Below are 14,248 nucleotides of genomic sequence, written 5' to 3'. Positions count from 1 at the left end.
CGGGTCGGCGACCCGACCGCGACGGTTCACGCGCCACATCTCGTCGGGGGTACTTAAATTACCGGACAGGGGACGCGGGCGGACGGAATCGACCCGCTTCGACGTGTCCGTCGGTGGGTCTTTGGCGTCGGCACTCTCGGACGAGTTTTCCACGTCGGCGCGATGGCGTGGTCGCTTTCTACGTCGGCGCACGCTGGCGCGGCTTCATGCCGCGCCAATTCGCGCGAGGGACGAGTAGCGCACCGGGGGGAGCAACGCAGTCGGTTGGGGAGGCGTGTGGTCCGCGGTCGCGGTGCGGGGCGGTGGCGGTCCTCATCGGTTCAAGCCTGAAGCTAGCGCTCTCCGCGTTCGGGGCTGTCAGTTTCGCTCACCCTCTCCGCGTTCACGGTTGTCGGTGGTTCTCGGGGTTCCGACCTCGACCGACTGACCACTAGACAACACGTAGAAATACAAAAGAAATAAAAACAATGCCGAAGCGAATACGCAAACACGTCTTCCCGTCGTCCCGGTAGCTTTTACTCCCCGGCTTTCCGTGTCCCTCGCATGGTCTGGGTTCGGTCCGAGTACGCGGGCGAGTTGGCCGTCGTGTCGGCGTGGCTCTCGGCGCTCCTCCCGTGGAACGTCACCTACTCGACGCTCTCGGGCGTCGGGAGCGTCCTGTTCGTTCGCTTCCCGTTCTTTCAGGTCCGGTACGTCTCGGGCATCTCCATCTCGGAGGGGCTGGCGGTCTCGACGCCGGTCGGCGCGATGGCGTATCAAGGGGGCCACTCGATTGCGACGGCGTACGCCGCGTGGTCGGTCGGCGCGGCCGTGGTCGGCGCGGCCGTAGTGCTGAGCGTCCTGCTCTACCGCTACGAGGAGCGCGTCGAGGCGACCATCGACGCGGTGCGGGTCATGGGCGCGTTGCTGGCGCTCGCCGGTGTCGTCCTCACCGCCGCGACGTGGTTGCTCTGGACCCGCGGCTTCCCCGGTCTGCCGATTCCCGTCGGCGTGGTGTTGCTCTACCTGTTCGGCGGGACGCTGTTGGTCGCCGACCGGGACTGAGGACGGCGAGGGGGTAACTTATCGGGCGAAGTGGGAGACGACGAGGAACGTGACGAGAGTCGTCGGGCGAAGTGGGAGAGAACCGGAAACCGACGGGCAAGCGGGGGACAGGCTTGCGCCAATCAGGACCGCACCGCGCGGGCCACACGCCTCCCCAACCGACTCCCTCACTCCTTCCAGTCGTTCGGTCATCCCTCGCGCGACGGTGGCACGGCATGAAGTCGCGGCGGGGGCGACCCGCGTTCCCCGAGCAGTCGGCGCGGAGCGCCGACGACGCCAGCGCGCGCCGGGGAGAGCCGTCGGCCTCGCACGCCGGGTCGTGTCCGTGCCGACGCGCGGCCGCGAGGCGAGAACCCCCGAGCGACACCGACACGACGGGCGAAGAGCCACGCCGCACTCGACCGAAAAACCCGACCGGAAAAACGAACCCCCAACTCGAACCGTCGCGCCTACTCCTCGCCCGACTCGTAGTGTTCGCCCGCCGCGGAGGGCGACCGAGTGTGACCGACGAACGCCAGCACGACGATGACCGTCACGTAGGGGATGATACCGATGAGTTCGCTCGGGATGGAGTAGCCCAGTTGCTGGAGGCGAATCTGAAGTGCGTCCAGACTGGCAAAGAGGAACGACGCGCCGAACGCCCCGAGCGGGTTGTAGTTGCCGAACAGGAACGCGGTGATGCCAATCCAGCCCCGGCCGTTGACCATCGTCGCGCCGCCACCGATGAACTGCCCGACGCGCCCGAGCGCCAGACCAGCGCCGCCGATGCCCGAGAAGAACCCCGACAGCAGGACGCCCGAGTAGCGGACCTTCCGCACGTCCACGCCCACCGTGTCGAGCGCCTTCGGGTTCTCGCCGCTGGCCTCTATCCACCGGCCGAAGGCGGTCCGGTTCAGGACGTACCACGCCAGCGGAACCGCCACGAGCATCATCACGACCGGCGGGTTCGCCGTGAACAGCGAGATGTCCGTGAACGGGACGCCGAGCGTCCAGTCGCTGAGCGTGGCGACTGGCGGACTGTTGACCTGTCCCCAGATGACCTTGCTGGCGAACGGCGCGAGACCGAGGGCGATGAGCCACACCGCCAGCCCTGCGATAACTTGGTCGGCCTTGAACTCGATGCAGATGACCGCGAACAGGAGCGCGAACAGGACGCTCGAAAGTACCGCCGCGAGAAAGCCCACCCAGAGCTGAAGCTGGGTCGGACTCCCGCCGCTTATCGTCCCGGCCACCGCGATGGAGGTGAACGCCGAGATGATGAGCAGGCCTTCGAGACCGATGTTGATGACGCCGCTCTTGTCGGCGAAGATGCCCCCGAGCGCCGCGAACGTGATTGGGACCGCGAGCCGTAGCACCGACTTGACGTAGTTGGCGTCCACGATGCGGACGATTTCGGACACCGGACTCTCCGGGAAGAACAACTCCACCGCCGCCAGCGCGACGGCGACGAGAGCGGTGCCACCGGCGAGCAAGCGGCGCTTGCGCGAGCGGTCGGCGTAGCTCATCTGTCGTCACCCCCTTGGTCGCCGCCAGCACTTCCGTCTGTCGTCTCGCCGCCGTCGGTCGCAACCGTCGGACGCTCGTCGCCGAACCGGAAGCGCGCCCCGACCATCCGGAAGAACTCCGGCATGGCGATGAACAGGATAATGAGACCACGCAGGACGCCGACCAACTGCTTGGGGACCGAAAGCTGGAACTCGATTGCCAGACTGCCGGTCTTCAGCGCCCCGAACAGCAACGCCGCCGGAATCACCCCAAGTGGGTTGTTCCCCGCGAGGATGGAGACGGTGATGCCGTCGAACCCGAGCGAGGGGATGCCGGTCCGCCACCGCGAGGCGACCATCAGGACGTACACTGCGCCGCCCAGACCCCCGAGCGCACCCGACAGCGCCATGCTCGACACCATCGTCTTCTTCGATTCGACGCCGCCGTACTCGGCGGCCTCCGGTTGGACCCCGCTGGTCCGGAGGTCGTAGCCGAACGAAGTCCCGTTGAGCATCCAGTAGATACCGGCCGCGAGAACGAGCGCACCGACAAGCGCGAGCATCGAGAACACCGTGCTGTCGAAGAACACGGGACGGAGTTGCGCGAATCCGGGAATCGCTCGGGTCTGGACGGTCTGGCTCTCGGGGTCTTTGAACACCTCCGAGACCAGCGTGAACGCGATGCCCGACGCGACGAAGTTGAGCATGATGGTCGTGATGACCTCGTTGGCATCGGCGTAGGCTTTTAGCGCGCCCGGAATCGCGCCCCAGACGCCGCCGACGAACGCGCCCGCGAGCAGACCCACCGTAATCAGAATCAGCGCGCCGACCGCACCTGCGGGGACGACCGGCGCGACCCACAGAACCGCCATCGCAGTGCCGAGGGCACCGAGGACGAGTTGACCCTGCGTCCCGATGTTGAACAGGCCCGCGCGGAACGCGACGGCGACTGACAGGCCCGTGAACAGCAACAGCGTGGTCTCCTTGAGCGTGATTGCGACGTTGTACGACGGCCAAATCGCGCCCTTGAACAGCGTGACGTACACGTCTATCGGGTCGTAGCAGAACGACCCGATTCCGGCCACCGAGAAGACGGGCGACTCGCAGGTCGCCACCCATCCCGAGACGAGGATGACGACTGCACCGACGACCACCGACATCGCGAGCGCCGCGAGACTGATGAGGATGCGCTCGAACGCCGAGGCGTCCACGAGTCGCGCGAGCGCGCGGTCGGCACGTTCCTGCCACGAGTCGCCGCCCTCGTCGCTCATCGCTCACCCCCCACGGCGTCGGCGATGCTCGGCGCGTCCTCGGGGGTCTGGCCAGCCATCAGCAGGCCGAGTTCCTCCTCGGTCACCCGGTCGGGGTCCACCACGTCCACGATTTCGCCCTCGTACATCACGCCGAGTCGGTCCGAGAGTTGCTGGACCTCGTCCAACTTCGAGGAGACCAGCAGAATCGTCTTGCCCTCCCGCCGGAGGTCCAAGATTCGCTCGTGGATGAACTCGATGCTCCCCACGTCCACCCCGCGGGTCGGGTGGGAGGCGACCACCACGTCCGGGTCGCGGGCGAACTCCCGGCCGACCACGAACTTCTGCTGGTTGCCCCCCGACAGCGACTCGGCCTCGGCGTCGGCGTTCGGCGGGCGCACGTCGTACTCCTCTATGATGTCCTCGGCGTGGTCGCGGGTGTACTCCCAGTCGATGCGACCCCGGTCGGAGAACGGCGAGGTGTGCTGACTGCCGAGGAGTCCGTTCTCCACGAGGTCGAACTCCATCACTAATCCTCGCTCTTGGCGGTCTTCGGGGACGTAGGCCATCCCGGTGTCGATGCGCTCGCGCCGCGAGAGGTCGGTCACGTCCCGCCCGTGGAACGAGACCGTTCCCTCCTCGGGCGTGTCGAGACCCGTGATGGCCTCCACGAGTTCCGACTGACCGTTGCCGTCCACGCCAGCGATGCCGAACACCTCGCCCTCGCGGGCGGTGATGTCCACGCCGCTGACCTGTTCGACGCCCCGGTCGTCGGTGACTCGAAGGTTCGCCACCGACAGGCCCACGTCGCCCGGTTCCACGTGGTCTTTCTCGGCTTCGAGCAGGACCTCCCGGCCCACCATCAGTTCGGCGAGTTCCTCGCGGGTCGTCGCGTCGGCGTCCACCGTCCCGACGTTCTTGCCGTCCCGGAGAACCGTGATGTCGTCGGCGGCCTCCATCGCCTCGCCCAACTTGTGCGTGATGAAGATAATCGTCTTGTTCTCGGCCGCCAGTTCGTCGAACACCTCGAAGAGGTCCTCTACTTCTTGGGGCGTGAGGACCGCGGTGGGTTCGTCCAGAATTAGCACGTCGGCCCCGCCGTAGAGTGCTTTCAGAATCTCGACGCGCTGTTGGACCCCGACGCTCACGTCCTCGACGCGGGCGGTCGGGTCCACATCGAAACCGTAGCGTTCGCTGAGTTCCCGAACGTCGCGTTCTGCCTGCGCGCGGTCCATGGCCAGACCGCCCCACTTCCGCGGTTCGTGGCCGAGGACGATGTTCTCAGCCGTCGTCATCGTGTCCACCAGCATGAAGTGTTGATGAATCATCCCGATTCCCGCGTCGATAGCGTCTCGTGGCGTGTCGAATTCGCGCGGTTCCCCGTGCAGGTTGACGGTTCCACCCTCCGGTTGGTAGAGACCGTACAGCACGTTCATCAGCGTCGTCTTGCCCGCCCCGTTCTCGCCGAGAAGGGCGTGGACGCTCCCCTCCTCGACTTCGAGGTCGACCTCGTCGTTGGCGACGACGCCGGGGAACCGCTTGGTTATCCCCTGTAGGTGGACGGCTACGCTCATCTTTGGTCGTTGTTCACGACCGGTCCGCTTAAGATGCGTGGATTTCCCGAAGAGCCTTCAGGCAGGATACGTGTGTTGCTTGTCGAAATCGCCGTTTCCCGAGTTCCCGCTACTCGGAAGTCGTCGCCTGCCCGACTGCGGCCGGTTCGGTCGGGACCGAAATCCCACCGTTCGTTATCTTCCGCTGGGACTGCTGGAGCGCCGACTTGACGCGCCGTGGGATTTCGGACTCCAACTGGTTCCCGTAGACCGCCTCGACGCCATCTTTCTGGAGTCCGAGGCGGTGGACGGTCCCGCCGTCGAAGTTGTCGTCGACCACGCGCTCGACCGACCGAAAGACCGCCTCGTCTACGTGTTTGACCATGCTGGCGAGGATGACGTTGGCGTACTCCGGAAGGCTCTGGGACTGGTCGGCGTCCACGCCGATGGCGTACCGGCCGTTGCTCTGGGCCGCCTTGAACACTCCCGTCCCCGTGCCGCCCGCGGCGTGGTAGATGATGTCCGCGCCGTTGCTGTACATCGAGTTGGCGATGGACTGACCCTTCGCGGGGTCGTTCCACGCACCCGCGTAGGCCGACAGAACGTTTACCTCCGGGTTCGCGTGCTTGACCCCGGCTAGATACCCCGCCTCGAACTTCTTGATGAGCGGTATCTCCTTGCCGCCGACGAACCCGACGGTCAGGTCGTCGTTGGTCTCTCCCGCCCCGGCACTGAAGTCCATGTCGGTCATCAGACCCGCGAGGTGGCCGACTTGGAACGACCCCTGATGCTCCTTGAACACGTAACTGGCGACGTTCGGCGACTCGACCACGGTGTCTACGACCATGAAGTTCTGGTCGCCGAATCGCTTCGCGTTCTGGGCCAGCGCGTTCTGTTGGACGAACCCGATACAGCAGACGAGCTCGTAGTCGGGATTCCGGGAGCGCGCGAACCGCCGCTGGAGGGTCGCCACGTCGCTCGGACTCCCCGGTTCGGCGTTCGTAAACTCGACTCGGAACTCCTCGCTCGCGCGCTGAATCCCCGCGTGAGCCATGTCGTTGAACGAGTTGTCCCCGAGACCCCCGGTGGCGTACACCATCCCGACGTTGGTCGGGTCGTTCTGTAAGAGTCCGGTCGCCCCGAACGCGGCCGTTCCCCCTAACATCTGCAAGAGTCGCCGTCTGCGTTTGTTTCTCCCCCGCATCCCATCCACGTTTACTATCGAACGTGATGAATCCGATGCTTTGTTGCTCGGGAGATACCTCGAAACCGAGAGAAAAGAGGTGAGTAGCGGTAATTCAGACGTTTCCGGGCTTGGTCGGAACTTCGATGTCGCCCGCGACGACCTTCTTCCGGGAAGCGTCGAGTTTCGACTTCACGGAGTCGGGAATCTCCGACCCGAGGTCCTCGCCGTAGACTGCCGCGACGCCGTTCTTCTCCAGACCGAGGCTGTGAACCGACCCGCCGTCGAAGTTGCCGTTCGAAGTGCGCTCGACCGACCGATAGACGGCCTCGTCCACGTACTTGACCATGCTGGCGAGGATGACGTTGCTGTACTTGGGCAGACTCTTGGACTGGTCGGCGTCCACGCCGATGGCGTACCGGCCCTTGCTCTGAGCCGCCTTGAACACGCCGTTTCCGCTACCGCCAGCGGAGTGGTAGACGATGTCGGCCCCTTTGTCGTACATCGAGTTGGCGATGGACTGGCCCTTTCCGGGGTCACTCCACGCGCCGACGTACGCCGTTCGCACGCTAACGTCGGAGTTAGCGTGTTTGACTCCGGCTTTGAATCCCGCCTCGAACTTCTTGATGAGCGGGACTTCCTTACCGCCGACGAATCCGACCGTCAGGTCGTCGTTGGTCTCGCCACCGCCCGCGCTGAAGTCCATGTCGGTCAGCAGGCCCGCGAGGTGACCGACTTGGAACGAGCCTTGGTGTTCCTTGAACGTGTAACTCGACACGTTGTCCCTCTCAACCACGGTGTCCACGACCATGAAGTTCTGGTCGCCGAATCGCTTCGCGTTCTCCTTGAGGGCGCTGGCCTGCACGAACCCGATGCAACTGATGAGGTCGTAGTTCTGGGAGCGCGCGAACTTGCGCTGGAGAGTCGCCACGTCGCTCGGACTGCTCGGTTCGGCGTTCTTGAACGAGGTGCCGAAGTCCGACTCGGCCTTCTGGATGCCCTTGTGGGCCATGTCGTTGAACGAGTTGTCACCGAGTCCGCCCGTCGCGTACACCATCCCGACGTTCAGCGGGTCGGACTTCGTAGTCGTTGAGTCCGACTCGGTGGTCGAGTCCGACCCGGAGGATTCTGTCGTCTCGTCGCCGGACTCCTCGGTGGTCGTCTCGCTACCGCCACCGCCGCCACCGAGACATCCCGCGAGTCCGGTTCCGAGAAGTCCCGCACCGCCGACCTTCAGTACCTGACGTTTCCCTTTGTCAATTTTCGCCATCGTATCCGACATACCTCGGCAACGCGCTATAAAACCGTCGCTTCAAAACTAAAACCGTGGAAAATACCACTTCGAGCGACTGTTCCCCGACATTTCATCCGAGGGCGTCAGGACTGCGCTTCGACTTCGCCCTCCACGGCGTCGGACGCCTCCGCGACGAGTGCGTCCACGTCGTCGCTCTCGGCGTAGATGCGAACGTAGGGTTCGGTTCCGCTCGGCCGGACCAACACCCACGACCCGTCGGGGAGAGTCGCCCGGACGCCGTACTCGGTCGCAACGTCGGCCTCGGGGAAGCGGTCGGGAATCGCGGTTTCGAGTCGGGCCATCACGTCCGACTTGGCGTCGTCCGGACACGAGACGCTGACCTTCCGGTAGGGTCGCTCGGTGACGGGTTCCCGAAGCGGCGCGAGACCCCCTGCGTCGGCGACGAGTCGGGAGACGACGGCGGCGCTGACCACGCCGTCTATCCACCCGCCGAACCGGGTGTGGACGTGCTTCCACGGTTCGGCCGCGAAGACGACTTCGGTGTCGTCGCCGCCGTCCTCGCGGGCCGCGGCGATGCCCTCGTGGAGCGCGCCGAGTCGGACGCGCTCGACGCGACCCCCGGCAGTCTCGACCTGCTCGTCGATTCGTCCGGAGGCGTTGGGCGTCGTCACGACCACGGGGTCGTCGGCCTCGCTCCGTTCGGTGTAGTGGCTGGCGAGGAGCGCGACTACGGTGTCCTCGTGGACGACTTCGCCGTCACCATCCACGACGACGATGCGGTCGGCGTCCCCGTCGTGGCCGATTCCGAGGTCGGCATCGGGGTCCGCCCGGAGGAACTCCCGGAGGTCTTCGAGGGTCTCGGGCGTCGGTTTGCTCTCCCGGCCGGGGAAGTGGCCGTCCACGTTGGCGTTGAGGGTGACGACGTTCGCGCCGAGGGCGCGGAGAACTTGGGGCGTGGCGACTGCCGCCATCCCATTGCCGCAATCGACCACGACGCGCAGGCCGTCGAGGGGCGCGCCGTGGTCGGTGGCGTACCCCACGACCGCATCCCGGTAGTCGTCCAACACGCCCACGCGCTCTCGGTCGCCCCACTCGTCCCACGCGACCGGCGGGTCGTCGTCCTCGACCCGCCGGTCGATGGTCCGCTCGGCATCCCGGTCGTACTCCTCGCCGTCGGCGAACAGTTTGATGCCGTTGTCGGTCGGTGGGTTGTGGCTGGCGGTCAGCATCGCGCCGCGCCGCCCCTGCGAGGCGAACGCGAGCGCCGGGGTCGGCAGTTGGCCCGCCCGTCGAACGTCGGCCCCGGCGCTTTCGAGTCCGGCCTCCATCGCGGCGGCCAACGCGGGGCCGGTCTCGCGGCCGTCGCGCGCGACGACGAACTCGTCTCCGTCGCGTCCGGCCGCCCGCCCGACCGCCAGCGCGAGTTCCGGCGTCACCGTCTCGACTGCACTCCCGCGGATGCCCGCGGTCCCGAAGAGGTTCATGTCGGGACTTCGGGGAGCCTGATACTTAGCTTTCCGCGGTTCGACTTCTACGGACGGGGGTCCGGGAGACGGTACTCCCGGAGGTCGCGAGCGGACGAGAGTGGTGAGACGTACGACAGGCCGAACGGCGTCGAACGAGTCGGTACGGGCCGAATGCCCGTGACACATAAGCCGTCAGTCGTGGTAGTTCGAGGTATGAAATTCAGTCTGACCGACCCGGAGGGCCTGTTCAACACGGTCATCGGCGGCATCGTCCTGCTGGCGGCGATTATCCTCGCGTATCTGTTGCTGTTCGGTACCTTCTGAGGAATCGGAGGGAGGTACGTCGCCGACGAGCGAGAGGGGTCAGAGTTCGACGCCGCTCGGGATGAGACTGTGCTGTCGGAGGAGGTTGCCCTCGTCGTTGTAGACGAGGAACGTACTCTTCTCGTACTCCACGAGGTCCTCGCCGTTGATGCTGATTTCGACGTGGTAGCGTCCGTCCATGTCGCCGGTCGTCTTCCCGTACTCGCGGGCCGCCGCGATGAACTTGAGAACGTCGTCGGCGTCCTGATTGAGTTCGAGAACGAAGTCTCCCGTGATGCGGTTGGTGACGCTGACGACACCCGCGGTGTCGTCGTCGTCCACCGGGCCTTGGAGTCGGAACGCCACGTCGGTCTCCTCGGCGTCGAGCAGTTCGTCGCCTGTCCCCGTGAGGCGCTCGCGGAGCGTCGAGGACGGACCCTCGAAGTCGATGATTACCGTCGGCTTCTTGGCTTCCGCGTCCTCCTCGACCCAATCGACGTTTCGAACCTCCAGCGTGAAGTAGTCGCGCCTCATTCCGTACGCCCACCTACGACCCGGCGCGTCATGAACGTAACGCCATTGGCAGGATGGAACGCGGTCGAAGAACGCGGCGATTACTCGGCGGGGAGGGGTCTCTGGCGGGTGAATCACGCCCTCGATTGATTTCCCCTTCGTCATTTTGTTGCGTGAGGTCGTCGGGAGCGGAGCGACCGAGGCTTGCGAGACGCTTCGCGCCTCGCTGACTTGCGACCGCAGGCAACGCAGTCGGTTGGGGAGGCGTGTGGCCCGCGCGGTGCGGTCCTGATTGGCGCAAGCCTGTCCCCCGCTTGCCCGTCGGTTTCCGGTCGTCTGCGTTTGCCCGTCGGCCTCCAGTCGTCGCGGTAGCAGTGTGGTTGCGGTGCTGTGCAGTCGCGGTGACGCGACGGTCTTCGACTGATGGAGCGTACAGACGCCTCTCCTCGACCCGCGACTCGACGCCCGATGCCCACACCACGACAGCGATGCAACTCGGCGATAGTGGCTCAGCCGTCTCCGGTTAGTCGGACTGGCGGTCCCGCGGCGCGCGGGCACTGCCCGCGCGCCGCCCGCGCCCGGAACCGCGCGAAGCGTCCGGACAGGATTCGTCGCGTTCTCGTACTTGAACCCTCGGGTCGCTGGCTTCTTCAGCCGTCGGCGTCTTCTGTCCGACTGAATAGAAATAGATTTCTTAGACAAATAAATACAATTTCTTAGGAAACGAAAATATAGTTCTGGGTGGGCTACTAGCGAGTCACCCGCCCTCCGCTGGCGGGCGGGAGATATATGCCCCGCGCCTTCGAAGCCCCGCTACCATGAACGAACTCCTCACGGCCGCCCGCGAAGTGCAGGCCGACGCTCACGTACCCTACTCGGACTACCCGGTCGGCGCGGCGCTCCAGACCGCCGACGGGAGCGTCTACGTCGGGTGCAACATCGAGAACGCCAACTACAGCAACTCGCTCCACGCCGAGGAAGTCGCCATCGCCGAGGCGGTCAAGGAGGGCCACCGCGACTTCGCGGCGCTTGCGGTGAGTTCCGGCGCTCGGGACGGTGTGACCCCCTGCGGAATGTGCCGCCAGACGCTCGCGGAGTTCTGCGACGACGACCTGCCGGTCCTCTGTGACGAGGGCGACGACGGCGACGAGTACGCGGTGTCGGAGTACACCCTCGGCGAACTCCTGCCGAACACCATCACCGAGGAGATGCTGGAGTAGCGACGGAGAGACGTTCGAGGTGTCGAACCGACGTTTAATCGTCGCTAAGACGTTCTCGAACGCCCCCGCCCGCTCCGCAGGAACCGGAGAAGTCGTCTTTTCCTCGAAAGCCCCCTTTCATCCACCCAAACCGTGGATTGATTGGTCGAGCGTGGGCCGCGACGACCGACTCCCTCGCTCGCGCCTCCGGCGGTCGGTCCTCGTTCGCCCGGCGTTCGCTCGGTAGTCGCCGGGTCAGGGTCCGAAACTCGTCCGTCTCCGCCACAGGACACCCTCGGCCTTTATACTCGCTGGTCGAGTCAGCCAACGGCATGACTGGAGACAGCGAAGACCCCAACGACGACGTGCAGTACCACCTCGAAGTCGGCGAGGGCGACGTGGCCGACGCCGTTCTCCTGCCGGGCAACCCCGAGCGAATCGAGAAGATAACCCAGTTCTGGGACGACGCCGACGAGGTGGGTCACCACCGCGAGTACCGGACCGTCACCGGCGACTACGAGGGGACGCCCATCAGCGTCACCTCCACGGGCATCGGTAGCCCCTCCGCGGCAATCGCCGTCGAGGAGTTGGCCCGCGTCGGCGCGGACACTTTCATCCGCGTCGGCTCGTGCGGCGCGATTCAGCCCGACATGGAAGTCGGGGACCTCGTTATCACCACCGGCGGGGTCCGGCAGGAAGGCACCAGTGACGCCTACGTCCGCGAGGACTACCCCGCCGTCGCCGACTACGAAGTCGTCTCGGCGCTGGTCGCCGCCGCCGAGCGCCTCGGCTACGACTACCACACCGGCATCACGATGAGCGCCGACAGTTTCTACGCCGGACAGGGCCGCCCCGGATTCGAGGGCTTCGAGGCCGCGGGGAGCGACGAACTCGTAGAGGGGCTGAAGGACGCGAACGTCAAGAACATCGAGATGGAGGCCAGCGCCATCATGACGCTGGCGAACATCTACGGCCTCCGCGCGGGCGCGGTCTGCTCGGTGTTCGCCAACCGCGAGACCGGCGAGTTCCTGACCGAGGGCGAGAACCGCGCGGCCGAAACCGCCAGCCTCGCGGTGAAGCTTCTGGCGAAGATGGACGAGATAAAGGCCGAGAACGGCGTGGAACGCTGGCACCCCGGTCTGAGTCTCGACTGACGAGTCGTACTGCGAGCGAACGGAGTGAGCGAGCAGGTTTTTTTGGTCCAGATTTTTTCGAGGAGCGGTGCCGCAGGGCGCGAGCGAAGCGAGCGCCCGAGGACACCCGACGAGAAAAAAAGGTGGTCTGACTACTCCGAGAGGACCGAGCCAACTTCAAGAGTCACGACGCCGAACCGCCGACCGATGACCCATCCCGACACCATCGCCACCTACCAGTCGGTCGCCGACGAGTACCGCGAGCGCCACGGCGACCGGTCGCAAATTCGGGAACTAGTCGAGCAGTTCGTAGACGCGCTCGAACCGGTGACTCGGGGCGACTCCGCGGAGTCGCCCCGAGTCGCCGACGTTGGATGCGGTCCCGGATGGGAGTCGGCCACCTTCGCGGACCGCGGCCACGAAGTCGTCGGCGTGGACCTCACGCCCGCCTTCCTCCGGACCGCGACCGACCGCGCCCCCGACGCCGCGTTCGTCCGGATGGACATGCGCGCCCTCGGTCTCGCGGCCGACGCCTTCGACGGTCTGTGGGCCTGCGCGTCGTTCCTCCACGTCCCCCGCGAGGACGCGCCCGCGACCCTCCGGGAGTTCCGGCGCGTGCTTCGACCCGGCGGCGCGATGCTCCTGTCGGTTGCCCGCGGCGACGGCGAGAAAGTCGGCGACAGCTACGACGACGACCGGCGGAGGTTCACGCTCTACCGCGCCGACCGACTCCGCGAGTTGGCCGATGACGCCGGGTTCTCGGTCGAGTCGGTCTCGGACGGCGACTGGGTGCAACTGCTCGCCCGCGCGTGAGGGCGGCGGTCCGCCCGACCCGCCGCGTGCGACCTGCCGAGTGACGGCGCTCCGTCGGAGCGCCGTCACTCGGCGTCTTCGTCGTCTTCCGACGAGCGCACCGACAGGACGGGCACTTCCGAGGCTCTGACGACCTTCGCGGTGGTACTCCCGAGGAAGTAGCGGTCGAGTCCGCGCCGTCCGTGCGTCCCCATCGCAATCAGGTCCACGTCCTCGTCGTCGGCGTAGTCCAACAGACCCACCGCTGGCGTCCCCTTCCAGACGGCGGTCACGGCGTCGAGACCGGCCTCCCGCGCACGCTCCGCGACCGCTTCGGTGGCTTCCTCGCCGCGTTCCTCGAACGTTTCGAGGAGTGTCGGCTGAGACGGCATCTCGTCGGCGCTCGTCATCGCCCGAACGTTCATCACGTTGACCGCGTGGACGGTCGCGTCGTACTGCTCGGCGATTGCGATGCCGTGGGCAACTGCGGCGTCGGCGCAGTCGCTCCCGTCGGTCGGAATCAGCACGTCGTCGTAGCCGTCGCCGACGACGCTTCGCTCGGTGGCCCGGACCGTGAACACCGGCGCGTCCGAGAGGCGGACGACTCGTTCGGCCACGCTCCCCGTGACGTACCGGTTCAGTCCGGTTCGGCCGTGGGTGCCCATCAGAACGAGGTCGGCGTCGTTCTCCTCGGCGTAGTCTAAGATGCCCTCCGAGGGCCGACCTTTGACGACGGCCGTCCGCACGTCGTCGCCGGATTCGGCCAACTCCTCCAGCGTCGCAATCTTCTCGCGGCCGCGGTCTTCGAGTCGCCCGACGAACTCTCGGTCTACGCCGCCCGCGCTGAACAGACCACCTTCGGTCTGTACGTCCACGACGTTGACGAAGTGGACAGTCGAGTCGAACGCGCGTGCCAGACTCAGGGCGTGTTCGGCGGCGCGTTCGGCGTGTTCGCTCCCGTCGGTAGGGACCAGAATACTGTCGTACATGATGGCTCTGTCCCGAGGTAGGACGCGCCGTCCCTTAAGATAGCTGGAAGTTCCCGGACGGTGGGAACTGGGAAAACGAGCGGT

General features: G+C 66.0%; 12 protein-coding genes. 4 read left to right on the top strand and 8 right to left on the bottom strand.

All coding sequences use genetic code 11. From position 1 onward, the window contains the following. Nucleotides 1–543 precede the first annotated feature (543 nt). Nucleotides 544–1,044: a DUF7549 family protein gene (locus tag P2T60_RS05170; RefSeq protein WP_276281489.1), complete on the top strand. Its 501-nt coding sequence runs from the start codon at nt 544–546 to the stop codon at nt 1,042–1,044. Between the two features lie 449 nt (nt 1,045–1,493). Here P2T60_RS05170 and P2T60_RS05165 read toward each other — a convergent pair whose 3' ends face one another. From P2T60_RS05165 to P2T60_RS05135, 7 genes are all read right to left on the bottom strand, one after another. Continuing rightward, entirely contained in the window at nt 1,494–2,549 is a 1,056-nt protein-coding gene (locus P2T60_RS05165; protein WP_276281488.1) for an ABC transporter permease, read from the bottom strand. Then, the gene (locus tag P2T60_RS05160; RefSeq protein WP_276281487.1) at nt 2,546–3,799 is read right to left on the bottom strand and encodes an ABC transporter permease; all 1,254 of its coding nucleotides are present in this window, start codon (nt 3,797–3,799) and stop codon (nt 2,546–2,548) included. Before P2T60_RS05160 ends, P2T60_RS05165 begins: the two co-directional genes overlap by 4 nt. Further along, nucleotides 3,796–5,352, bottom strand: coding sequence for an ABC transporter ATP-binding protein (locus tag P2T60_RS05155; protein WP_276281486.1), 1,557 nt, complete (start codon nt 5,350–5,352; stop codon nt 3,796–3,798). The genes P2T60_RS05160 and P2T60_RS05155 overlap by 4 nt, the downstream gene beginning before the upstream one ends. 109 nt (nt 5,353–5,461) lie before the next feature. Then, complete coding sequence (locus P2T60_RS05150) at nt 5,462–6,496, bottom strand: BMP family lipoprotein (protein ID WP_276281485.1); 1,035 nt, start codon at nt 6,494–6,496, stop codon at nt 5,462–5,464. A gap of 133 nt (nt 6,497–6,629) precedes the next feature. After that, entirely contained in the window at nt 6,630–7,784 is a 1,155-nt protein-coding gene (locus P2T60_RS05145) for a BMP family lipoprotein (protein WP_276281484.1), read from the bottom strand. 107 nt (nt 7,785–7,891) lie between these two features. Next, nucleotides 7,892–9,253 carry a phosphohexomutase domain-containing protein gene (locus P2T60_RS05140; RefSeq protein WP_276281483.1) on the bottom strand — a complete coding sequence of 454 codons (1,362 nt, stop codon included), beginning with the start codon at nt 9,251–9,253 and terminating at the stop codon, nt 7,892–7,894. 345 nt (nt 9,254–9,598) lie between these two features. Next, the gene (locus P2T60_RS05135; protein WP_276281482.1) at nt 9,599–10,072 is read right to left on the bottom strand and encodes a DUF5793 family protein; all 474 of its coding nucleotides are present in this window, start codon (nt 10,070–10,072) and stop codon (nt 9,599–9,601) included. 797 nt (nt 10,073–10,869) lie between these two features. Between P2T60_RS05135 and cdd the strand changes: the two genes are divergently transcribed. From cdd to P2T60_RS05120, 3 genes are all read left to right on the top strand, one after another. Then, nucleotides 10,870–11,271 carry a cytidine deaminase gene (cdd, locus tag P2T60_RS05130; RefSeq protein WP_276281481.1) on the top strand — a complete coding sequence of 134 codons (402 nt, stop codon included), beginning with the start codon at nt 10,870–10,872 and terminating at the stop codon, nt 11,269–11,271. A gap of 311 nt (nt 11,272–11,582) precedes the next feature. Next, the gene (locus tag P2T60_RS05125; RefSeq protein WP_276281480.1) at nt 11,583–12,404 is read left to right on the top strand and encodes a nucleoside phosphorylase; all 822 of its coding nucleotides are present in this window, start codon (nt 11,583–11,585) and stop codon (nt 12,402–12,404) included. A gap of 186 nt (nt 12,405–12,590) precedes the next feature. Beyond that, nucleotides 12,591–13,196: a class I SAM-dependent methyltransferase gene (locus P2T60_RS05120; protein WP_276281479.1), complete on the top strand. Its 606-nt coding sequence runs from the start codon at nt 12,591–12,593 to the stop codon at nt 13,194–13,196. Between the two features lie 65 nt (nt 13,197–13,261). Here the strand turns inward: P2T60_RS05120 and P2T60_RS05115 are convergent, their stop codons facing one another. Continuing rightward, entirely contained in the window at nt 13,262–14,164 is a 903-nt protein-coding gene (locus P2T60_RS05115; protein WP_276281478.1) for a universal stress protein, read from the bottom strand. Between the last annotated feature and the right edge of the window lie 84 nt (nt 14,165–14,248).

The sequence above is a fragment of the Halorussus caseinilyticus genome (assembly GCF_029338395.1).
Taxonomy (GTDB): Archaea; Halobacteriota; Halobacteria; order Halobacteriales; family Haladaptataceae; genus Halorussus; species Halorussus caseinilyticus.
This window is presented reverse-complemented; position numbering and strand designations above follow the sequence as displayed.